Source organism: Herbaspirillum huttiense (genome assembly GCF_047300815.1).
Taxonomy (GTDB): domain Bacteria; phylum Pseudomonadota; class Gammaproteobacteria; order Burkholderiales; family Burkholderiaceae_D; genus Herbaspirillum; species Herbaspirillum huttiense_A.
In genome coordinates this window covers 34,610-55,334 of sequence record NZ_CP178609.1, presented here as the reverse complement: position 1 = coordinate 55,334, position 20,725 = coordinate 34,610, and the positions used below count along the sequence as shown (strand labels likewise).

The following is a 20,725-nucleotide window of genomic DNA, read 5'->3' as shown; positions in this document are numbered from 1 at the left end:
TCTTGCTCATGCGTGGCTGAAACGATCAGCTAGCGCAGGTGGGCCTGCATGCCAGATAGCGTTTCGGGAAGTGAAAGTGCAAACCAGGGGGGAGGCTGCGGATGCGATCGGTTTCCGCCTGGTTTCCGGCGAGTGCCATTCTGTACTGATCGAGTGCAAGACGTCGCGTGCGGACTTTCTGGCTGACGGTAAGAAGCCACATCGACAAGCCATAGCTGGTATGGGTACCTATCGATACTATCTGGCTCCCGAAGGCCTCATCAAGATAGGGGAGCTGCCCAAGCGCTGGGGGCTTATTGAATTAGACGAGCGATATCGACTGCGAGTTGTCGCTGGCCGGGCTACCGAACATTGTTCGGCGACGGACGATTGGAAACACGAGGCCAACATCTTCCACGAGTGGCAACTACTCGGCAGATTGCTTTCCCGGGTTGGAGATGCCGAGCGAGCCCATGAGCTGCAGAAGGAACTTCGGCGACATCTGGGTAACGCGAACCGTCAAGTCGAGAGCATGCGGATTGCTCTGGCTGTTGCAACTGGAAAGCAGCTTCAGCTGCCCCAGGATGCGGGTGCGGTCGTGAGTTCCTCGCCTATTGCCCTAAGCAGGGCGGTGCGGGCATCAAAGTGCCCCCCAAAGCTAATTGATGTCGCACGGGTTAGCGTAGGGGAAGAGTCGATGGCTGTTGAGCCTCATGATATTCATCATGCTCTCGTTGCCCTCTGCGGTGACGACCTGTCTGAGGTCCATGCCGTGATTAAATTTTACAAGATGACGCGGAAAGAATTCGTCAACCTTCCGGACTTCTGAGGGATACCTGTTTCCCTCGTTCCTGCAGAAAGATTCCGCAAGACCACCCATTGCCATGGCACGGATTCCGTGCCATCATCATTTCCACGAAACTACGCGGAGACCGCTCCAATGAACGACATCGTTAAAGCATATTCGGACACCGAAGCAGTAGCTCGATTCCAGTCTCTGCAGGCTGGTCATTATTGGCGCTCTCTCGAAGATATTCCGCATCAAGGAATTGATGCCGGGACCGTTTTGCTGATTGAGTCGATCAAGTGGATCGAAAACAGCCCGCATACCATCATTCTCCGGCCGCATCCGAGCAAGTTCGGCAAATGGGTGAATCTCGAAATTCCATGTGACGACGAGCCGGGAGCAACAAGAACGGAGTCCTTCAAATACGATGAGCATCGCTTCTTAACGAGTGACTTTCTGGAGAAATTCCAGTTTGAGCCAGATCATCAGAAGATCCGTGAGGCGGAGATTGCTGCCGTTCAAGCTCGCATCACTGAGCTCCAGGCGGAGCTGGTAAATACCCAAAATGATCCGGATTTGATGGCTGTGGTTATCGAGAATGGATTCGCGAAGGAATCCAAGGATGTGGCAGGTGTCGATACCGCCGATGCCAGACCCTTGCTCAGTTTCGCATCTTCGTCCGATGAAGCTACAAGCGTAGCTTCGCTATCAGGCGAGGTAGATCCAGAGGCCGTTACGATGGCCACCGGTGCTATGGCGAACGCGTTGAAAGGGGGTATCACAGAGGAGCGTATCGAAGGTATGAAGCTCGCTGCCAGCCGGGAGCACAAGATTGCTACAATCAAGGCGAAGTGGATTCAGGAGAAGACTGGTCAGATTGCGGCAACGATTGCCGCACTCACCCCATACTATCAAGAGCACGCTGCCGCGGCCCTGGCTCATACAGAGGATGTACGGACCTACGTGAGCAAACTGCTTTCAGGAATCGAGTCCTTGGATCTGTATGTGGGGAAGGGAGTCTCTGTGGAGACGGTGAAAGCTGGCGAATCTGCCGGAAGGGAGGTTCCGCTCACTTTGGTGCAGAAGAAGCTCTACATGGATGAGGAGGCCGCAGTTTTCCTTGACCTGGACGATTGGTTCGATTTCTCGAAGAAAGATCTGTTCTTCCAGGCCCTTTGTGATAACCCGGGCCTGGTGCACCAGATTTTTCCCACACCACGCTGCATGCTCGTGATGGCGGTGACGCGGCGCAAAGTAAACTACGGCAATGCCTATGAGAACGCGGCGAAGAATAAGGCCAACAGTGATACTTTCCTCCTGATCCGGGACGGAGATAACATTCATTGTGTTGTCTCACCGGTGGAAAGTCATCTTGGCAGCGCCCGGTTATTTCCTTCGAAATCTGATCAGGAGGGCATTTTCAGAGGCGTAGATATGCAAACCGTATCCTTCGATGATGTCGCCTTCTCTGAGCATTACGAGCGTCACGAGAACTTCGCGTTGCATTACAAGCGATTTCTGATACTTGCCTGTGGCCTCGATCATCGCCTTAAACTCTTCGGTGATTTCTATGACGGGGAATCTTCGTTGAGTTTCGTCTCTATGGACTTTCAGCAGCGCTACTGTCGATTCCTGCATGACGATGACGGAGAGAATCTTTTGCCGGGCGAAGGGCGAATCAGCGTGCATGACTGGCTTGATGGAAAGAACCAATATTTACGGTCGGGATCTAGGGTCCTCTGCAGGTGGGAAGCGCTTCTGAATCCTGATACAGCCCCATTCGCGTGCAAACTTGACCACGGTTATGGACGCGGGTTCTCGACCCGCTACGTTGCACATGAACCCTCGGATGTAGCCGTGGCGTACAAAAATGGCGATGATGTTTGCGTCGACCTGCCCGTGGTGCACGTCTATTCGCACCGACGGGATGGAAAAATTCGTAACTGTAAAGTGACCTTGTCGCAGTTTAGACGTGGTGCGTGGGAGAACGGGCAATACGCGTATCTGTGTATGGACGCCGTGACCGAAGAGGAGGTCCAGTTTTACATTCACAATCGTGAGGCGCGTGTGGATCACCTAACTTACATTCGCTTTTTCAAGCAGGCCCTGCTGTTCTTGAGAGAGGAATCCGCTCAAGAGCGTGATACGCGTCAGCGGCTCAAGATGGCCCTTGAGGTAGGCAATGTGGCTAGTGGCGCTATTGCCGATCAGATCGTACAGCAGGCGGTAATAGCCTGGCGTGCGGCTCATCGCGGCAAGGAGCTGCCGCGGTGGCAAGACGGATGTGCACCCGAGGCCTGGAAGTCGCTTCTTGACCAGATGTTCTTCTTGAGCGGAGAGGGAGCTCGGAGGGCAGATGAAGTGGCGGCATTCGTGAGGGGCCTCGGCTACGAGCCTTTGCGCTTGGTTTTATCTGGTGGCGCCCAGATGATCGTTTACGCTGCTCCTCTCGACGCCGAGATGGACAATCGCATTGAACCGCATGTATGGGTGCATAGGATTTCTCTTATCAAAGGAAAGGGAAAATATACCGAGCGGTCACGTCGCTGGGCAAGTCTTCCGGAATCGGTGGTTTCGGAGACCACTCTCCATCAATGGCCAGCGGCTGAAGAGTGGGCAAAACGGAAATCCATGTTTACCTCGTTTCAGGAGAAGCAGCGAATCTTCGCGACACCAGACCGAGCAGTTGAGCGGCTTAAGTTGTTTCGTGGCGTGATGTCTGTGCGCGACTTCAACACACAGGTTCATCATTGGATGAATTTGAGGGAGAAGCTGAATCGCACGTCGAACTATGTGCGAGATCTGGGTTTGCTTATTCCCATCGGTGTCGCGTATGTCCCGACCTTGAAGCGCGTATCATTTCTATGTGTTGGCGCGTTTGACAGTGCAGGTGTGCTGTATCAGTGCGCTCCAAGTGAGGCTCATCGTGACGAATTGCGGGAACAATATGTCCGGCCTTACGCGAGTAAGTCAACGGCACGGAGCTCTTTCCGCGCAGCCGCTCAGAATATTATGCCGTGGGAACTGATGGTTGCACCTCTCTCGCTGCAGGCGGACTTGGAGCAGTATGATTTCTGCGAAAAGGTCCAGCTGCAGCGCCTGCATGAAAGAAAGTCGCACAGACCATTTGTTGGGGAGGTATTTTCCGAATGGAAGGCGATGGGCAAGGAGAAGGTGATTTGGCTAGCAGATGGAATCGCAGATGCAGAAGGAAGGTTGCTTGTTGACGAGCTCTTGGACATCCACCTCCCTGACAACTACTCCCCTACGGTCGTTGGATCCGTCCACGTTATAAGCATTGGTGGCAGCGACGGGGATACAATTCCGTTTGCCCGCTGGTTTGATCTTTTCCCTGAGGGCGAATCCAAAGAAGAGAGATTCAAGGCGGAGACGCTAGCGCGATCGGGGCGGCCGGAGGCTGTTGGCTATAGTTTCTCATCGACGACCCATGCGACGCGGGAGTTTGCTTTGGAGGCTATTCAATATGGTCGATCTGCGTTTTCGGGCTACCCTTATCGCTTGGTCAGTTCGAAGGATCTCCCTGAGGCTCCGCAACCACCAGCCGGCGTTGATCGCTGGTATGTAGTACCACAATAAAGGAAAAGGGCATGGAAGCACCGTCACCATATGAAATTAAAGAATCGAGGCTCAAGGCAGGCTTGAGCCAAGAGCGGGCGGCGGATCTGATCTATTCGACCAAAAGGACCTGGCAAGACTGGGAAGCCGGCAAGGCGAAGATGCACTGTGGTTTATGGGAGCTCTTTAAATTGAAAACTGGGCAGGAAATCTTGGTGTAGTGTCGACCGAGGAGTCGAATACCTGGCTATGGCGAAGAACGATAAAGATTTCTTGTTGGATAAGAGTGGCGGGCGGGAGAAGATCACGCGTGCCATGTACAACCCGCAAGGGTTCAGGCGCGAAAACCAAGGGCGTTTGAGAAGTCGAGGTCGGCTGGTGTGGGTTGTCGTTGGCTGCGCCCTAGCTGCGGCCTGGCGCTATTTGATGTGACCTCCACCGGCTTCGCTTGGACCCAAGACGTTATGATCGATAGGACATGCAATGGATATTTCTCTTGAAAATCTCTCCCGTGACGAAAAGGCCGTCCTTCTTTATGCGGAGGAATGCGTGGTGAACGCCTCAGGGCTGCTGGAAAGTGTCCGCTTGAACGGAGAGGACCTGGTTGCATTGAAGCGTTTCAAGGACGGGGGGGTGATCGATTTCGGCCGTGTTCCGTCTGATCTACTGAAAAGGGCAGCAGGTAAGACGTATTGGGTGACCTTCACCGATGCAGCGTGGAATCTGGCTCACCAGTTCCGCCGTGAACGTGCAGCGGGAGTTAATCCTCTGCGACGAGCAGTTGACGAGATCATTGCTGCCCGCTCACAAACTCAAGGATAGGTAAGCACGATGACAGACGAGGAACGAGTAATAGCAATTGAATCGATGAGACAAGCGGCTGGCGCATTTTACAGGGCTGCTATCGGAATCGGGAATCATCCTTTTATTGAGTTTGCCGGCTTGATGACTGAGTACATATCGGCTTGCCAGGCTGCCCACCTTCGCGGCATCGACTTCTCGCAATGCAATACGCATACTGGCATTCACCTCCCTTTAGCAGCTCACCAAGTTGACTATTTGAACGAAAAGCTCGAATGCATCTTCACCGGTCGATCCGTTATTTCGCAGGACGACAAGGCTGACAGCTGATTCGCTAGTATGGCCGACAGCGCTTACGTTCTTCGTTCTTCAGATTTGTCCAAATAAACTGGCCACCGTTGATCGGTGGCCAGTTTATTTTTGTCCCAGCTGTTCTCATTTTTTCAGGATGATAAAGGCTCTATTCTTTCGTTGGGTTGTTCGTAGTCGGTTGAGCTGCGATACACGGGGCTGCCCACGTTCTTGCTTGTTGACCCTGGGCTCTCGCTGCCGTTAGAATCTGAGCACGGTTATCTCAATCGCGCCGCTGGTGTTGGCAAAGGCCGTGCCCCGAGAAGCAGTATCCACTTTCCCGTCTGACGCTCTCAACCCTACATAGCGCTTACGTGAACCAGCCACTACTAATTCCGCGCTATGGAAGGAGTTGATATGCGTATCCCGCTGCTCCACGCCGATTTTGAGCGTGGTACATTCACGAAAATTGCAAAGGCCCTTCGCAAGCTCTTGGAGCCGCATCCGCTCTCGCTGATGCAGTCGCAAGAGGCACTAGCGTTACTGCTTGGCTATCGGAATCTGCATGATGCGCAGAAAGAGGCCTCCGCCGAGGTACCTTCGAGGTTTCTTTCCCTTGCAAGTGACTACACAGAGCTTCGCGCGGTTCATGCCGTAGTCTGGCGGCTATTTGTTCATTTCGGCATGAGCATCGTGAAGGGGAGGGACTTGGTGCCGAAGCTGCACCTTGACCTCTTTTCGGTCAACGTCCAGCGAACAGAGCTTCAGCGTGAAAGTGATCGACGGTATCGAGAGCAAGGCATTTTCTTCGATGAGTTCGGATCTTTCGCGGCGTATGCGGAGCCGTGGCCAAACCAAACCCCCGCTCTGCTGGAAGCGGGTATCCCTGGATTCGAATGGGCTATCACACCTGATCGTACCGTTTTCCTCTGGCACCGTCTGGTCGAGCAGATCGAGATCCTGCCCGCGAACTACCTGGATGACTTAGACGGGGCCAGACGCGTGCCGCACGCATCCGATCCCGAGACAGCGTTCATGGTTAATTCGCTCGCGCCGGCGGCTTACTTGCCTCTTAATGAGGCGCTAGCCGCCGGTCACGTGCCCCTGGCAGCTGGGTCGGCACAGTGGAGCATCAGATGGCTGGCTAACGCTGGCCTGGAACCGATAGGGCGTGTGATTGTGGCGGAGAAGCTGGGCGCTCTGGTGCCAAGGGTCTTTGATGTCAACGGGACGGCAATTTTTGACGCCCTTTCAGATTTGTTTTGTGGCGATGCCGTGCTTCCCGACGTAGCGCCTCCAGGCACTTGGGAGTCAAATGCTGAGGTCTATCTTTTTGACTCGTTCGAATGGAAGCGGAGGTCGGCGGCGCATTCTTCTGGCGCCTTGCTGATGGACGGTAATAAGAGACTACCTGGATCAATCACTTTGGTGACAGACGGCCGTCGGTTCTACGTACAGAGCGACCATCGGTTCCGAGAACACGGCCAGGAATACATGGCGACCCAGCTTTTTGATCTGCAAAGCCAGCTGAACGTCATCAGTCACGAAGAGTTGTTCCGCTTCGTACAGCTGCCGGAAGGCTTGGACGCGCGGACGGCAGACGCTCCAGCGTTTGCTGCAGCTGGTAGCGAATGGTATGAGGACGTGACAACCGCGCTCGCGGCGCAGCACGCACGGAATGTGGAGAGATTCGCTTCACCAGAGACCGTCCGTGGCCTGATCGAGGCTGTGGACTTGATCAGTGCTAGCCAATTAAATCAATTTGTAGAGGAACAGATAAACCTAGATCTACCGTTGCGATACCCAGATTCGACTGATGTCGATGACGATTTGGAGGCTGATCGGCGCCGAACTGTTCACCACATGGAGAGTCTGGGAGAGGAGGCTAAGCGTACGCTCCCCGGTCTGGAGCGATTTTCCAGCCTATCGTTGGGTTTCGTGACACTGTACGTGAACGGTTTCTATCCGGGCAGTAGATACGGGTATCTCGCACAATGCCCCCAAAAAGCGGATCACTTGGCGCAATCCAAGTTCCTCGCGGGACTGTTGGCATACCAAGGTTTGGTGAAACAACCTATGTCGGACGGTAGCGTAGCTCTGATCCTTGCCATGACCGCCGTGTTGAGCAGGAACATACGCAATCGAAGTGAGTTGGACAGCGTCTACTTCAGCGCTTGTCGTATAGAGGCTCAGTTGAAGCTCGCCGGCCGGCAATTAGAAAACGTGGCGGCATGGCGCCAGGTCGAATTTGAGGCTATGGAGTGCAGGCGCCGCGGGAAATTCATGCGTACCGGCGCCCCCATCCCAGAGTCGCGACCCCGGTCAATGGCCGAGACGTTTGCAGAGATGTATACTGAAGCACGCAGTAAGAATACCCCCATTTTTCTGAAGAAAACGGAGTCCCCATGAACCAAAGTTCCACCGTCGCGCAAGGTATCGAGGTCGATGTCGGTAACATTCCAGCTGAGGGGCTGCCCATTCTGTACCGCCGTGGGGAAGCCTTTGGGAAGTTAATCGAGTGGTCTGAGCCCGAGGCGGGCACGCTGTTCCCGGACTCCGACAGTGGGACAACGGGACTGGCTGTTAGTGTCGATGTGGATGGCCGGACCGAATGCTACGCTGGCTGGGCCGCTCGCAGCAAGATCTGGTGGCGGTATGCTGACGATGCTCTGCCGGGATCGGCTGGAGAGCATTGCATGCAGATTCTGGAAGTGCTTCGTGCGCCCCTGGCGAAGGAGGTCTCAGAGCATGATGATCTGAAAAGGCGTTTCATTGAGGCCATACGGGACCTTGTTGCCACACCATCGGCGCCGCTCAATCTGGAAGAGCAGGTAGGTGACCTGTTGAATATCCTCGACAAGCTGAATCCTCCGCCTCCAGAGGAACTCAGCGACCCGGCCGCACGCCAGGTGCGTTTTGAGAAGCTGCTCAAGCGGATTCGGGCTGAGCTAGATGCCCGAGCGCAGCTGGAGTCGTCAGGTCCGTGGGTCAGAGTTGATCTTTAGGACAAGCGTGTCACATTTCCTTGATAACGTGCAGGAGCAGGTTCTTGCCGCCGAGTTGCAGCGCAACGGCTACACACACCTTAAAAAGATTGGCGATGTTCTTGTCGGTCTACAGGAGTATTGCTGGACATACGGGCTGGTTGTCGATCTCGGGATGTGTGGCTATGGCAGACGCTATTGTTACGAGTCATTCCCGGCAGCCTTGGCCGCCCTAGGCGAGTATTCCGATACCAATGCCCATCCCACAGGGCCGTGGATCAAATGCAAGGGGCTTGGAATTGATTTGCTTAACCCCGAGTTCTGTAAACCTTGAATAACCCTAGATAGCCTTTCCAGAAATTCATGAGAAGCATACTTGCAGTCTTGCTGTTGGCCGTTTTCTCGCTCATGGCCAGCTTTCGTCTTATGGCCACCATGATGGTTCATGAGAACGCAACGGTCACTTTGTCTAAAAAGTATTGTCCGGCCGGGTGGCCATCGAATGGCGATAGCTGCAGTATGGTTGGAGATGTAAGCCGCACGTTCGTAGCAGAGGAGACCAGGATTGTCTCGAAAAGTGGTGAAGAGTGGTTCATTACCCCTACTACGCCGTCCACGATTCTCTACAAGGCTGACCAGGTACGCTATGAACCCTTCGGCAAGGTTTTTGCAGGTCTACTTGGGCTGCTTGTTTTGGTAGGGCCGATGGGTTTGTGGTTGCTGTATGACGCACTCCGACTTCGTCGGAGGGTGATCAAGCGGGGCTAGATTATTGCGTATTTCTTGGCAACGTTTACGCCTGTGAGCATGTCGTTGCGCACGGTTTGGATGCGCAGCAGCGCCTCCTTCTTGGCTTGCTCGCCGACGCCCTTGTTCTCCATTAGGCTGCTGGCTGCGACAATTGCTTCGTTGAATACGCGAGATACGACTCTGAGATCGAGCTTCGTGCCCGCGAACTTCCCATCCATAAAGACTGATTCCGGACTCTCCTCGAAGCAGCCGATAAGCCCCGCCAAGGTGTAGGGGTGCAGCATGAAGAAGAGCGCCGGTTGATGGCGATGTAACTGCTGTGTGAAGGTCCGAGCCGCAGGGATCGCGGAAATCTCACGCGGATCCTGGTCATAACCATAGCCAAGAACGACGCAGCCTTGGAATTGCACGGTGCTCTCAGCTGTTGCTGTCAACTGCTCAAGGACCTGCAGCACTTCAGTTATGTCGCCGGCCTCAGCCGCCATCTGTGGCACATCAATGACCACTAACCGCTGGCCATCCCGATGAGGGATTAGCATGGTTCTGATCTTTTGCATCCTTGGTCTCCTTTAGCGAAGCTCGATAGTTGCGGTTTGAGGCGGGTAACAAACGCCGACGCTGCCAGCGCATCCCTGATAGTGGACTATAGCCTTGCCAGGGCGCTTTGATGCCGCTGTGAGCGCGACAACGGTGAAATCCTGGCCATACACCTTCTGCTCCCCGAAGAATCGATCAGACTTGGTTTGCGCAGCTGGGAAGCGGAGCTGAAGCTGCTCTCCGCCAGAAGCCATTTGAACGGAGATGCGTTGCTGATAGAGGTAGTAGCCGGCGGCCACGTGGAAAGCTAAATGGACACCCTCGGCACCTGGCATGGCCTTCACAGAAAAGGCAGCATCTGGCGGCAATAACTCAGCTTGTGCAGCTGATGGAACGCTGGACGGCTTTACCGACATGGGTTCCGCAGTAGCGAAGGGCACTAGCACCCAGATGCTGAGTGCCGCCCACAAATTCTTGGATTTCATGATCGTTTCAATAATTATTGATACAAGTTGTATTGAAAATACGCATTCTGTATGGCCTGCATATTATACTTACTTGACCCCCACACGGCAGGTATGAATATTCGTCTTCTTAAGAAGGGCAAGCAAATGGTGGAGTTGGATACTTGGCAACAACTGGTAGTTTATTTGGCGATTGGAATCGTCTTCTATGTTGCCTACCGGCGTTTATTCACCTCCGAGTACTCAGCCAAAAACTATTCGCGCATGCCACTGCTGACCGAGCACGAGAAAAAGTGCTACAAGGTGCTGCAGGAGGCTATTGGCACGAAGCTGATCATTGCTCCCCAAGTCGTTTTTGGAGCTTTCATTAAGGTGAAGGGGCTCGCTCTGACGGACAAGAATAAGGCGCGTCACAAGGTCGCGCATAACCGCGGCGACTTTGTGATTTGCGATCGAGATTTCAATGTGGTTGCACTCATTGAGCTTGATGACGCAAGCCATCGTCGTTGGTCTCAGCGGGCGAAGGATGCTCGCCGTGACCAGCTGATGAAGACGGTAGGTGTGAAGGCGATTCGCTATCGCCAGATTCCGAGTATCAAAGAGGTTCAACGCGATTTGGGGCTCTGACCCACCCTTTCGTGAACTCCAACTGCAGTAACGTTGGGTCAGTGGGGCGCCCCCGGGCGTCATTCTGTTCCGGCGACACGCCGGCTTTCTGGAGCCAGTAAGTATGAGCATCACTGCAGACTCGAAGCGTGCCATCAGTATCCTCATGAACCTAGCGGCGGGTTTGGACGAACACGGCCGTCCCAATTCGGATGGCTCGGTTAAGTTGACCCAAAATGTACGGCTCTCCGCTGCATCTGGCGCGGCGCTCCTCGCGACCTACCAGGGTGTGCCGTTGGAGCGCGAGAGGAGCCAAGATCGGAAGAAATTTAATGCCGATCGTCCGTTACCGGACTTTGTTGTCCAAGAGCAGACCCATTGGCTTGATCGTTTGAAGGCGGCTAAGGGGCTAGTCGCCGATGCAGGGCTCGCAGAGTACCTTCAGGTCTCTACGAGCAGATTTTCGCTCTGGCGGACTGGGAAGGAAGTGCTGCCCCTCGAAATAGCTTGGCGCCTTGGCCTGGAGCTCGATATTGATCCGCTCTTGGTGATTGGTAGTGTTCACTACCACGCCGCCGCACCTGACCGAAAGGATGCCGTGCTGCGTTTACTGGCTACCTTTGTGCCTGATCCCGTAAGGCAAGACAAACACTCAGCAGCGAGTACGCCAGGCCTGGAGGCGCATGGCAAGCCATGGAGCAGTGAGGAGGATGGCAGATTGCTCCAGGCGTTCAGGGACGGAAGGCAGATCGCAGAGATTGCGGCGACTCATACTCGAACCGCCCGGGCGATCCTCTACCGCTTATTCAATCATCACAAGGAACTGTCCGCGGCACAGATGGCTGCCCAAGCTAAGCTGCACGGGTTTGAGTTCTCTGAGTAGGAGAGCCTCGGTTCCGAAAGACGACAGAGCTCCAAAAATAGAAGTCGGTGTCGTGCATTCCTGAGGGTATATCAACTACTTGGAGTGTCATATGTTTCTGGATACCATCACGGTGCAGTGGAACGACCCGGGCGTGCAAGCCGCTCTTATCAGCGGTGTTTTTTCCTTCTTCACTGCATGTACCGTCGCAGCTACCACGGCGCTGATCGGGCGTCAGATCGCTGGAAGGAAGAAGCTCAAGCGTGATCTTGCCATTGCTCGAAGCGATATCGAAATGCTGCTGGAGGTTGAGAAATGGCATACGAAAAAGCACCTGGAGCACCACGAGTCGAACCTCAAGCTCACCGCTCGAAAGGAAGTCCGCAGAATGGGCTTTGAATGGTCTGGTCGCAACACGCCTGGCCAAATCGCCTACTTGGCCTCATCCGGCCGCGGTTCAGATGATTAAGTCCGGCAATGCCCACGTCGTATCGACGTGGGCATTTTTCTTTGTGGCCAAAGAAAGTGCTTCGCACCTTCATCGTAGTGAAGCATGAAGGTCATCTCTTTTCGCATACCAACCTCACGAAAGGAGAAAACATGTTGTTCTATATTAACGTCGCCCGCGGTTTCGTTGCGACACCTGACGGGCTCATTTCTGCCAACTTGCGTAAGGCGCATCCGTACAAGAGCTTCAAGGCAGCGGATGATGCGGCGAAGGCTCTGTTCGGTAACGGTACTGGCTACGGTATCACCGCCAACTGCATTGGCCAGCCTGAAGAATGGCTTCGGTTGCAATTGCCCATTCTCCCGCAAGCAGATGCATATGTCGACGGTGCCCCGAAAGCCGGTGCTTACGACGGCTATTTGACTACCGGCACCGCTGTCTATGGCGTGCGTGCAGGGCGGCAGGATCTCGTTGCCGTCGCAGGGTCGATCCTGGCAGCGCAGGTGATTTGCGCAGCACTTGAAAAGGCACGTAGCGAATCGTAGGAATAAATTGCATTGCAAAGCCCGGCCATCGTAGGCCGGGTTTTTTATTTGGTGGATGAAAACCTGCTGTCCGTTAGCGCCGGATGAGCACCGGGCTACAGCTGCCCTGGGATGATATAAACGCAATACAAATTGTATTGAAGCACGACATATTGCATTGCAATTGCTGCATATTGTGTAGAATCACGTATTGAGAACATGTGGAACGCCTGCGGGCGTGCTCGCCGCATTCCATTCACACAAAGAATAAGGACTCTCTGAATGAACCTCTTGTCGCTTTCTCGGGGCTTGATATGCGCAGCATTTTTCGCGTGTGCGCCGGCATCAGTGTGGGCCGACGCGCATTCTGACGGTATCGCGCTAGGACAGTCCCAGCTCAACACGATGAGTGGCAACGTCAACTCGTCGAAAGCTCAGGGGGTTCCCTTTTACAATACGAACCCGCCTCAGTCGGCCGGCTTTGGTGGCCCAAGCCTTTTCGACCTGGGTCTCAACCGCATCAACACCTGCAAGACCGCCACTCACGGTTCCGACCCCATAGCTAATCAGGAATGCGATGCAGTCAATTTCCTGGCAAAGAATCCTCAGAACCGCCAGAAATTCGAAGTTTCTCCCAATGACCCGATTATCGTCGGCATCGGTGACGTGATTAACAAAGCCGATCCGGGTAAGGTCGATGCCGGTTGCATTCTCAAACAGACAACGACGCCGGCGGAACACTCTACAGAAGTCTGCAACGAGTACCTCGTCCCCAACGAGTTCCAATGTGCTATTGGCCGGGTTGTCGACGTTGACGCGGACGCCAACTTTAGCTGCGACAAGCAATTTGAGATGTACGAAAATAGGTCCTGTGAGATTGGAACCATGTGCAACGTGGTGGGTACTCAGTTGAGTTGTACGAATCAGAATTTCAGATGCACTCCGAATGCCCAAGAATGCTGCAACTTCAGTATAAGTTGCAATGGAGATGGATCTACAGCAAGCGTTACTTATAACGACTGCTGCGGATCAAGCCAAACGAATACAGCAGCTGTTTCCGATTTGCTGAGCGTCGGCATTCAATATAACGTCAATAGTTACTCTCGCCTCTACTGCAACTCAGCTGGCAACTGCTGGGTGAACTTCACCGACTATCAGTGCGGTGACTACACACCCTTGGGCTACTATCCGAACGTCAATACTTTTACGCTGAACCAGAAGGCGGTCTTCCAATGCTTCGATAGCAACAATTGCGGCGCCCTGGAGTCGTTGACATGGTAAGGACCTTCTTGCGACGAGTCGTAATGGCGCTCGGCCTCTTCCTATTCCTCAACGTGGCCAACGCGTCTGTGTGCCACTTTGATAGTCAGGTATGTGTCGATGCGACGCCGTGTAAGTCGTACGGCGGCTATATGGCGTGTCTAGCGGACGTTGGACGATCCTGCTGGACTTATCAGCGCAACTACACCTGCATCAAACAGGTTCAGGTTGATTACTGCACGGCGCTGTCGAAGATGGGCGGATGCTGGCAGAGTTCGACCGCGTGCGTCCAAACCGATTGGGATGGTGCATGCATGAGGCAGAACTTCACCTACAGATGTTCAGACCCAGCCACTCCGACACCGGCGAACACTGTTCGACTTGATGATTCTTATACCATAACTCGCGATGAATTGGATGTGAGCCAGTGCCAAACCTACACTCAGAATCCGCTCTGCTATCTGGCTGAGCACAAGTGTGTCGAGCCAGGCGGCACCCGTGTCATTAATGGTTTGCCGGTCACCAAAGAGTGCTGGAAATACGAAGACAAGTACTCGTGTATCAATCCGACGCCGCAGAACGACTGCAAGGCGCTTGACGCAAAGGGATGCACTCGCATTGACAGCACCTGCATTGAATCAACCGATCCTATCGGTTGCGTGATGAGTCAGGTCACATATAGCTGCGTGGTTAAAGAAGGTGTGACCACACAGGTGCAGGACTGCAGCGCGTCTGTTTCATGTAAGGATGGGGTTTGTTGGGATACCAGCCATCCGAACGATGGTGACTTTGCGGCCGTCGTCGCCGGCATGGAGGCAGCACGCCAAGCGGGGGTGTACGGGGCAGATTCCATGAACCTTTTCACCGGGACTGCTGAGAAGTGCGCCAAGGGCTACGGTGGTCTGAAGAACTGCTGCAAATCGGATCCCAGTGGGCAGACGAACAATGCGGTGATGATGCAGGCAGTGGGCGGAGCTGTGAAGATGGGCTCCAAGTACGTGTTCGACTACATGTATCAAAGCAGCGAATACATCCAGGCCGGCATGGCTGCGATGGGATTTGACGGCATCGAGATGGCATCCAAATTCGGTAGCTCGTTTGAAATGTATGGCATTTCGTATTCGTTCGGTGCCGGTGCCCTGGCAGCAGGCGAGACCGCGACCGGCGCCTTCGGTCAGACGATTTATGGTCTCGGCAACGGGTTTGCCTTCGACCCGTATTCGTTCGCGGCGGCAGTAGCAATTCAAGTCATCATGGAGCTGATGTCTTGCGAGCCAGAAGAGCAGCAGCTCGGCATGCACAAGGGCGCTAACCTGTGCCATTTCGTTGGGTCGTACTGCAGCTCAAAATTCCTGGGCGTCTGCTTGGAGACCACGGAGTCGTATTGTTGCTATAACTCGAAACTGGGTAAGATCATCAACGAACAAGGGAAGCCGCAGATTGGCAAGGGCTGGGGCACGGCGGAGAGTCCCCAGTGCGCTGGTTTCACCCCGGAGGAGTTCCAGCGTGTGGACTTCTCCAAGATTGATATGAGCGAGTTCGTCGGGGATATCATGAACGCAACAGATCTGCCGAATGTCGGGGATCTCCAGAAGACGATTTCGCAAAAGATGACTGGCATTACCGCCAATCCCGGTACCAACGCTGGAGGCACCACAAAGTGAAGGAGATAAGCGACTGCCTTTCCCACCGCGACCGCTACGTTGTGTTGTAGCGACAAAGCAATTCCCCCCTGGAAGTTTTTGACCCGGCTGACGCCGGGTTTTTTTTTGCCTGCGATACGGCTAGATGGGCCTGGACGCAGCGTACGAACGTGGCTGAACACGCACACGCCGCGATTTTCCCCAAAGCGGGGCGCTCTTTAACATTGTGTAATACTGTCAGACATGTATAGAATCAACACAAATTGTATTGTTTCGACGTAAAAAGAACGAATCACTTTCGAAGGTGAAGAATGGCACGCAGAGTGTTCGTCAAGTTAGTCTCATTTTTAGTGGTCAACGGCCTTGCGATGGCGTGCATTGGGAATGCCTTTGCTGATGCACACAGCGACGGTGTCGCACTGGGCCAAAGTCAGCTGAACACCATCAGCGGCCAGGTTAATAGTGGGAATGCACAAAAGATTCCGTTCTACAGCACCAATCCACCTCAGGCCGCTAGCTTTGGTGGAGCTTCTCTGTTTGATGTTGGTCTAAACCGGATCAACACGTGCAAGACGGCGGTTCATGGATCGGATCAAATCGCTAACCAGGAATGTGACGCTGTAAATTTCCTCGCCAAGAACCCGCAACAGAAAGTCACGTACCCCATCAATGCGAACGATCCGATCATCAAAGGAATTGGTGACGTAATCAATAATGCCAGTGGCAGTACTAACTCCACGTGCACGGTAAAACAAGTCACAGACCCCGACCAGACAGCACTTTTCGTTTGCAACGAATTTCTGCTGGCCGATCGAAACCAATGCACTCTTGGTCGGGTTGTAGATGTAACTGCAAATGCAAATTTCCAGTGCAATGTTACTGAAAATGCGCTGGATACGTACACCTGCACCCGAAGCGCTTCAGTGTCACCGAATACGCAACTGTCTTGCACGCCCGGTACGACAGTAATGTCGACGGCACAGTCCAACCACCTTGGCACTGACCCGTGTTATGGCGGCGATATGCTGACCTTCAGTTATACCTGCGCAGCTACAGATACACCTTCTATTGATATTCATATTCTCCGCGATAAAGGCGGGAGTTTCCCAATGGATGACCCCTACACCTATCACAATTATGGTCTTCCCATTAATTTCAGTTTCAGTACTGGAAATTTCGGTATGGGGGATAGTTGCCGGGCGGACGTTCGAGGTAGTACGAGCTGCAGTGCGGGATATTGTTCTGGTAGCTACAGCGCAGATATTTATTACAACTACGTGGTGTGCACTCAGATTAGTGATATGGAAACGCAATGCAACACGTATTCTCAATACTCTGGGACGTTGAGCGTAACAGCGGGTTTCCAAACCTATGCGACCAATCCAGTTGTGACAGGTACAGTCAATAACTGCGCAGCATTGGAGGCGAGGTCCCAATGAGAGCGCTATTTCTTACATTTTTCCTTTTGTTGGCGTGTGGAGTTGCCAGGGCCGCAGAATGCCACGTCGCTTCAACTGCATGCATAGACGCGTCGCCAACAAAGATTTTTGGCGGAGTGGGTGTCTCACTATCCTCTGTCGGTTTGTCATGCTGGACCTACCAGGATACTTACGAGTGCAAGCGCCCACTGACTATTAACTACTGTGCTGCATTGGAGCAGATCTCTAGCTGCTGGGTTACTTCCGTCAAATGTGTTTCGACCGCTTGGGATGGAACGTGTCTAGTATCCCAGAGGACGTATCGGTGTGATGATCCAGCTCAACCAACACCTACCAACACCGTCAATCTCGGAACGTCCTACACAATCACGAAGGATACGATTGACACATCCCAGTGCGATGCAAATACTTCGAATCCGCTCTGCTATCTCGCATCTCATACATGTGTTGAGGGGGCAAATGAAACCCGGGTAATCAACGGTCTTCCCGTTACGAAAGACTGCTGGAAATGGCAGGATGAGTACTCCTGCATCAACCCGAATTGGCAGTCGGATTGCCAGAAGTATATTGACGAAGGCTGCACCAAAGAAAGTGAGTCTTGCGTCACGGCTACAGACCCCATTGGCTGCGTAAATAAAGCCATCACCTACCGCTGCGTGACGAAAAAAGGTGAGACACACACGATCAATGATTGCAGCGCCTCCACGGCGTGTAAAGACGGTACCTGCTGGGATACTAGTCACCCGCCCGATAGCGACTTTGCATCTGTCGTCGCGGGTATGGAGGCGGCAAGGCAAGCCGGCGTGTACGGTGCCGACAGTATGGATCTTTTCAAGGGCACAGCGGAGAAGTGCGCGAAGGGCTACGGGGGACTGAAAAACTGCTGCAAGGACGATCCAAGCGGGCAGACCAACAACGCGGTGATGATGCAAGCAGTTGGTGGGGCCGTTAAGATGGGGTCAAAGTACGTCTTCGACTACATGTATCAGAGCAGCGAGTATCTTCAAGCCGGGATGGCAGCTATGGGCTTCGACGGCATCGAGATGGCGTCCAAGTTCGGTAGCTCGTTTGAAATGTACGGTATCTCGTATTCGTTCGGTGCCGGCGCTTTAGCGGCCGGAGAGACAGCAACCGGTGCTTTTGGCCAGACGATCTATGGCCTGGGCAATGGGTTTGCTTTCGATCCCTATTCGTTTGCTGCCGCAGTCGCCATCCAGGTCATTATGGAGCTCATGGCATGTGAACCAGAGGAGCAGCAGTTGGGTATGCACAAGGGCGCCAACCTCTGTAAATATGTCGGGGACTACTGCAGTAACAAAGTGTTCGGCGTATGCCTGGAGACAACCCAAGCTTATTGTTGCTATAACTCGAAGCTGGCCAAGATCATCAATGAGCAAGGCAAGCCGCAGATTGGGAAGGGATGGGGATCGGCGGAGAGTCCCCAGTGTGATGGCTTCACCACCGCAGAATTTCAGAAGATCGATTTCTCGAAGATCGATATGAGCGAGTTCGTTGGCGACATTATGGCCGCCACCGAGCTGCCAGACGTCGGCAAGTTGAGCTCCACCATTGCTGAAAAGATGAAGAACGTCACCACAAACCCTGGTGGCGGAGTCTCGACGCCGACCTCGAAGTAAAAAAAATGCCCCCGCGTGATGCGGGGGCATTGTCGTTCAGAGCTTAGGAAGTGTGGTTTAAGCCACAGACCTGAGCATCCGGATTTTCGAAAATCATTTGCAGCATCGTGAAATCGGCTTCACAGGGCGTGTAGTCCTTCTTCATAAAGTCCTCAAGCTGAGGGATACGTACGTAGAAGAACTTACCCGCGTTCAAACTCGCCGTCTCCTCATAGCTCGAAACCTGGTCTTCGGTTGCAACGATGAAGGCTGGGCTCCAAGTAACGTCAGTTTTTCCGCCGTCTAACTGGTCCAGCATTCGCGCCTTGGTCGGCAGCGAATACGTGGAAAAGTCGATAAGTACCTTTTTGCCAGGCAGCTCCTCGCCGGTGACCTCGACCCAGGCGTGGTAAGGGAAACTGGCTGGTTGGATTCGTTGCCCTGGCATCAGGATGTGCGAAATCACGTCAGCGTCACCGTCGCCCACCCGCCATGCGGCAAACCCGACGACAAGTCGGGCAGAAAGGATGCCTTCGCGCTGCAGCAGCTTCCGGCCGAGGTCGGCGATCGTGTAGCAGTCCCTGCCGGTGTGCTGGCTGGCTGCGTTGAATAGCTTCTGGATACTGGACGCCACGCGATGGAGGTCAACTGTACCTTTGAAGTGGTTGATGAGGGTTTCGTTGGGTTGGGTGATGGGATTGTTCATATGAGCTCCTAAGTGGGTTGTTAAGCCCAAGGAGATGTTGCGCAAGCGATAGTATGACATGCCGATGCATATGATTCGCAGAGGATCTTAGACATGAATGTGCGGCATTACCGAATATCTAAACTATTCTGGAGTATCGCCATGCTTGTCGATAAATTACATGAGCTGCTTGCCCGCGCCCTGCTGTATTTTTTCGGGCCGAGGCGCTTAATTGCACCAATCAGCACCTTTACCGGTCAATGCTTTGATCCACTGGCTCGCAACGAATGGGAGTTGGTCCAGGATATCGAATTGGCCGACATAGCCCAGGGCCTGAGCAATATCTGTCGCTTCAATGGACAGGTCTCGCATTTCCATAGTGTTGCAGCCCACAGCGTTCTCGTGTGTGACATGGTTGAAGGTAAGCGGAACAAGATATTCGCCCTCCTACATGACTCAAGCGAGTACGTCCTCATGTTGTCAACCGTAAAATCAAGAAAAATGAACTTGATAGACGCCTTGAAGGAAGGACGTAACGTCTTCGCTTCCAAGAGCGCTATGGGAGGCGTACGCCCATAAAAAGGTGAACTGCTGCGTTTATCAGCCCATCTGTAAGGGAGTGATTTCAGCGGTGCCCGGCTTGTTGAACTTATCTAACCCGGGGCCACGTATCATGGAAGATGTGTGGTGACCTACCTAGAAGAGCCTGCTTTCAAAGCAGAGTGATGTGCATTGCAATACACCTGAATAAGGTCATGGAGCGTCGCTCGATGCTTAGGGGAAAGAGAGCGCATCTTTGTTAGCAAAATCGGATCAGGGAAGGCGGATTGCAGATCCGTCGGCGCAAAAAGCGTCCATACGGGAACATTAAAAAATGCCGCGAAATTATCAATTTGATCGAGCGAGGTATTCAGCCGCCCATTCTCGTATCGCGAAATGGTTTCGATTTCAACACATAGCGCGGCAGCTAGTTGGTGCTGCGTGAGAGAACGTGCCTTTCGAAGTGCGGCAATGTTCCGACCAAGGGATTTGGCCGCAGAAACAGGCAGTTTTTGATCTTCGGTCTTTTTCATGTGCAAGCTCAGTGGCTTGCACATGGTCTCCTCATTCCCACCCGCAGAACAGGGCTCATCAAATCAATATTATTGACTTGCTGAATCAACTTCATCTAGTATCCGTGCGTTTCTTACGCAACAGAAAGGCCGCCCAGGCGACGACGCTAGGGCGGTTTCTCGCCAACTATGTTCATTACATTTCCCTCTTGGCAGGTCCAAGGTGTGCCACGCACGTTGATCGCGCCTGCGATACCTTGGAATTCCGCTTTGCTGGATGTCAGCCAACCATGTTTCTTGGTGTCGCCAAAAATTGATTCTCCTATTCCGCAAACGCATCTGCGATTGTTCTCGGACATTGATGAACTACTCACACACGTACGGGACGAGCGCGATGACACCTGCAATGTATATGTCTTGT

General features: G+C 53.5%; 21 protein-coding genes. 17 read left to right on the top strand and 4 right to left on the bottom strand.

Annotated features, from left to right (window positions below; translation table 11 throughout):
* Positions 1-70 precede the first annotated feature (70 nt).
* The 8 genes from ACLRDN_RS25345 to ACLRDN_RS25310 all read left to right on the top strand — a co-directional run bounded on the left by ACLRDN_RS25345 (position 71) and on the right by ACLRDN_RS25310 (position 8,752).
* Positions 71-808: a hypothetical protein gene (locus ACLRDN_RS25345; protein ID WP_413460631.1), complete on the top strand. Its 738-nt coding sequence runs from the start codon at positions 71-73 to the stop codon at positions 806-808.
* Positions 809-919: 111 nt separating this feature from the next.
* Positions 920-4,363, top strand: coding sequence for a hypothetical protein (locus tag ACLRDN_RS25340; protein WP_413460630.1), 3,444 nt, complete (start codon positions 920-922; stop codon positions 4,361-4,363).
* An 11-nt stretch (positions 4,364-4,374) separates the two neighbouring features.
* Positions 4,375-4,563, top strand: coding sequence for an XRE family transcriptional regulator (locus ACLRDN_RS25335; RefSeq protein WP_413460629.1), 189 nt, complete (start codon positions 4,375-4,377; stop codon positions 4,561-4,563).
* Between the two features lie 262 nt (positions 4,564-4,825).
* Positions 4,826-5,164, top strand: coding sequence for a hypothetical protein (locus ACLRDN_RS25330; RefSeq protein WP_413460628.1), 339 nt, complete (start codon positions 4,826-4,828; stop codon positions 5,162-5,164).
* A gap of 9 nt (positions 5,165-5,173) precedes the next feature.
* Positions 5,174-5,473 carry a hypothetical protein gene (locus tag ACLRDN_RS25325; protein WP_413460627.1) on the top strand — a complete coding sequence of 100 codons (300 nt, stop codon included), beginning with the start codon at positions 5,174-5,176 and terminating at the stop codon, positions 5,471-5,473.
* Positions 5,474-5,851: 378 nt separating this feature from the next.
* Positions 5,852-7,843: a hypothetical protein gene (locus tag ACLRDN_RS25320; protein ID WP_413460626.1), complete on the top strand. Its 1,992-nt coding sequence runs from the start codon at positions 5,852-5,854 to the stop codon at positions 7,841-7,843.
* Positions 7,840-8,439, top strand: a complete 600-nt coding sequence (locus ACLRDN_RS25315; RefSeq protein ID WP_413460625.1) for a hypothetical protein — start codon at positions 7,840-7,842, stop codon at positions 8,437-8,439. The genes ACLRDN_RS25320 and ACLRDN_RS25315 overlap by 4 nt, the downstream gene beginning before the upstream one ends.
* Positions 8,440-8,446: 7 nt before the next feature.
* Entirely contained in the window at positions 8,447-8,752 is a 306-nt protein-coding gene (locus ACLRDN_RS25310) for a hypothetical protein (protein ID WP_413460624.1), read from the top strand.
* A 430-nt stretch (positions 8,753-9,182) separates the two neighbouring features.
* Here ACLRDN_RS25310 and ACLRDN_RS25305 read toward each other — a convergent pair whose 3' ends face one another.
* Positions 9,183-9,725 carry a hypothetical protein gene (locus tag ACLRDN_RS25305; protein ID WP_413460623.1) on the bottom strand — a complete coding sequence of 181 codons (543 nt, stop codon included), beginning with the start codon at positions 9,723-9,725 and terminating at the stop codon, positions 9,183-9,185.
* Positions 9,726-9,737: 12 nt separating this feature from the next.
* Positions 9,738-10,190, bottom strand: a complete 453-nt coding sequence (locus ACLRDN_RS25300; protein ID WP_413460622.1) for a protein-disulfide reductase DsbD N-terminal domain-containing protein — start codon at positions 10,188-10,190, stop codon at positions 9,738-9,740.
* 93 nt (positions 10,191-10,283) lie between these two features.
* Between ACLRDN_RS25300 and ACLRDN_RS25295 the strand changes: the two genes are divergently transcribed.
* The 8 genes from ACLRDN_RS25295 to ACLRDN_RS25260 all read left to right on the top strand — a co-directional run bounded on the left by ACLRDN_RS25295 (position 10,284) and on the right by ACLRDN_RS25260 (position 18,588).
* Complete coding sequence (locus ACLRDN_RS25295) at positions 10,284-10,796, top strand: DUF2726 domain-containing protein (protein WP_413460621.1); 513 nt, start codon at positions 10,284-10,286, stop codon at positions 10,794-10,796.
* Positions 10,797-10,899: 103 nt separating this feature from the next.
* Entirely contained in the window at positions 10,900-11,658 is a 759-nt protein-coding gene (locus ACLRDN_RS25290; RefSeq protein ID WP_413460620.1) for a transcriptional regulator, read from the top strand.
* A gap of 91 nt (positions 11,659-11,749) precedes the next feature.
* Positions 11,750-12,106 carry a hypothetical protein gene (locus ACLRDN_RS25285; RefSeq protein WP_413460619.1) on the top strand — a complete coding sequence of 119 codons (357 nt, stop codon included), beginning with the start codon at positions 11,750-11,752 and terminating at the stop codon, positions 12,104-12,106.
* A gap of 131 nt (positions 12,107-12,237) precedes the next feature.
* Positions 12,238-12,630, top strand: a complete 393-nt coding sequence (locus ACLRDN_RS25280; RefSeq protein ID WP_413460618.1) for a hypothetical protein — start codon at positions 12,238-12,240, stop codon at positions 12,628-12,630.
* Positions 12,631-12,891: 261 nt separating this feature from the next.
* Positions 12,892-13,890, top strand: a complete 999-nt coding sequence (locus ACLRDN_RS25275) for a hypothetical protein (RefSeq protein WP_413460617.1) — start codon at positions 12,892-12,894, stop codon at positions 13,888-13,890.
* Between the two features lie 23 nt (positions 13,891-13,913).
* A complete protein-coding gene (locus ACLRDN_RS25270) occupies positions 13,914-15,533 on the top strand; it encodes a conjugal transfer protein TraN (RefSeq protein WP_413460616.1) in 1,620 nt (539 codons plus the stop codon).
* A 290-nt stretch (positions 15,534-15,823) separates the two neighbouring features.
* Positions 15,824-16,951: a hypothetical protein gene (locus ACLRDN_RS25265; protein ID WP_413460615.1), complete on the top strand. Its 1,128-nt coding sequence runs from the start codon at positions 15,824-15,826 to the stop codon at positions 16,949-16,951.
* On the top strand, positions 16,948-18,588 hold the full coding sequence (locus ACLRDN_RS25260) for a conjugal transfer protein TraN (RefSeq protein WP_413460614.1): 1,641 nt from the start codon (positions 16,948-16,950) through the stop codon (positions 18,586-18,588). The genes ACLRDN_RS25265 and ACLRDN_RS25260 overlap by 4 nt, the downstream gene beginning before the upstream one ends.
* A gap of 43 nt (positions 18,589-18,631) precedes the next feature.
* On the opposite strand, the gene ACLRDN_RS25255 is transcribed toward ACLRDN_RS25260, so the two are convergent.
* On the bottom strand, positions 18,632-19,273 hold the full coding sequence (locus ACLRDN_RS25255) for a hypothetical protein (RefSeq protein ID WP_413460613.1): 642 nt from the start codon (positions 19,271-19,273) through the stop codon (positions 18,632-18,634).
* A 141-nt stretch (positions 19,274-19,414) separates the two neighbouring features.
* Here ACLRDN_RS25255 and ACLRDN_RS25250 point away from each other — a divergent pair, with 141 nt between their 5' ends.
* Positions 19,415-19,831 carry a hypothetical protein gene (locus ACLRDN_RS25250; RefSeq protein WP_413460612.1) on the top strand — a complete coding sequence of 139 codons (417 nt, stop codon included), beginning with the start codon at positions 19,415-19,417 and terminating at the stop codon, positions 19,829-19,831.
* A gap of 113 nt (positions 19,832-19,944) precedes the next feature.
* On the opposite strand, the gene ACLRDN_RS25245 is transcribed toward ACLRDN_RS25250, so the two are convergent.
* Complete coding sequence (locus ACLRDN_RS25245) at positions 19,945-20,325, bottom strand: helix-turn-helix domain-containing protein (RefSeq protein WP_134221041.1); 381 nt, start codon at positions 20,323-20,325, stop codon at positions 19,945-19,947.
* Between the last annotated feature and the right edge of the window lie 400 nt (positions 20,326-20,725).

What these genes read in the sequence shown, in the direction of transcription:
- ACLRDN_RS25335 (WP_413460629.1), top strand. Translation starts at nt 4,375, where the DNA reads ATGGAAGCACCGTCACCATATGAAATTAAAGAATCGAGGCTCAAGGCA.
- ACLRDN_RS25330 (WP_413460628.1), top strand. Translation starts at nt 4,826, where the DNA reads ATGGATATTTCTCTTGAAAATCTCTCCCGTGACGAAAAGGCCGTCCTT.
- ACLRDN_RS25340 (WP_413460630.1), top strand. Translation starts at nt 920, where the DNA reads ATGAACGACATCGTTAAAGCATATTCGGACACCGAAGCAGTAGCTCGA.
- ACLRDN_RS25270 (WP_413460616.1), top strand. Translation starts at nt 13,914, where the DNA reads ATGGCGCTCGGCCTCTTCCTATTCCTCAACGTGGCCAACGCGTCTGTG.
- ACLRDN_RS25265 (WP_413460615.1), top strand. Translation starts at nt 15,824, where the DNA reads ATGGCACGCAGAGTGTTCGTCAAGTTAGTCTCATTTTTAGTGGTCAAC.
- ACLRDN_RS25295 (WP_413460621.1), top strand. Translation starts at nt 10,284, where the DNA reads ATGAATATTCGTCTTCTTAAGAAGGGCAAGCAAATGGTGGAGTTGGAT.
- ACLRDN_RS25250 (WP_413460612.1), top strand. Translation starts at nt 19,415, where the DNA reads ATGCTTGTCGATAAATTACATGAGCTGCTTGCCCGCGCCCTGCTGTAT.
- ACLRDN_RS25290 (WP_413460620.1), top strand. Translation starts at nt 10,900, where the DNA reads ATGAGCATCACTGCAGACTCGAAGCGTGCCATCAGTATCCTCATGAAC.
- ACLRDN_RS25255 (WP_413460613.1), bottom strand. Translation starts at nt 19,273, where the DNA reads ATGAACAATCCCATCACCCAACCCAACGAAACCCTCATCAACCACTTC.
- ACLRDN_RS25325 (WP_413460627.1), top strand. Translation starts at nt 5,174, where the DNA reads ATGACAGACGAGGAACGAGTAATAGCAATTGAATCGATGAGACAAGCG.
- ACLRDN_RS25280 (WP_413460618.1), top strand. Translation starts at nt 12,238, where the DNA reads ATGTTGTTCTATATTAACGTCGCCCGCGGTTTCGTTGCGACACCTGAC.
- ACLRDN_RS25305 (WP_413460623.1), bottom strand. Translation starts at nt 9,725, where the DNA reads ATGCAAAAGATCAGAACCATGCTAATCCCTCATCGGGATGGCCAGCGG.
- ACLRDN_RS25275 (WP_413460617.1), top strand. Translation starts at nt 12,892, where the DNA reads ATGAACCTCTTGTCGCTTTCTCGGGGCTTGATATGCGCAGCATTTTTC.
- ACLRDN_RS25315 (WP_413460625.1), top strand. Translation starts at nt 7,840, where the DNA reads ATGAACCAAAGTTCCACCGTCGCGCAAGGTATCGAGGTCGATGTCGGT.
- ACLRDN_RS25300 (WP_413460622.1), bottom strand. Translation starts at nt 10,190, where the DNA reads ATGAAATCCAAGAATTTGTGGGCGGCACTCAGCATCTGGGTGCTAGTG.
- ACLRDN_RS25320 (WP_413460626.1), top strand. Translation starts at nt 5,852, where the DNA reads ATGCGTATCCCGCTGCTCCACGCCGATTTTGAGCGTGGTACATTCACG.
- ACLRDN_RS25285 (WP_413460619.1), top strand. Translation starts at nt 11,750, where the DNA reads ATGTTTCTGGATACCATCACGGTGCAGTGGAACGACCCGGGCGTGCAA.
- ACLRDN_RS25260 (WP_413460614.1), top strand. Translation starts at nt 16,948, where the DNA reads ATGAGAGCGCTATTTCTTACATTTTTCCTTTTGTTGGCGTGTGGAGTT.
- ACLRDN_RS25245 (WP_134221041.1), bottom strand. Translation starts at nt 20,325, where the DNA reads ATGAAAAAGACCGAAGATCAAAAACTGCCTGTTTCTGCGGCCAAATCC.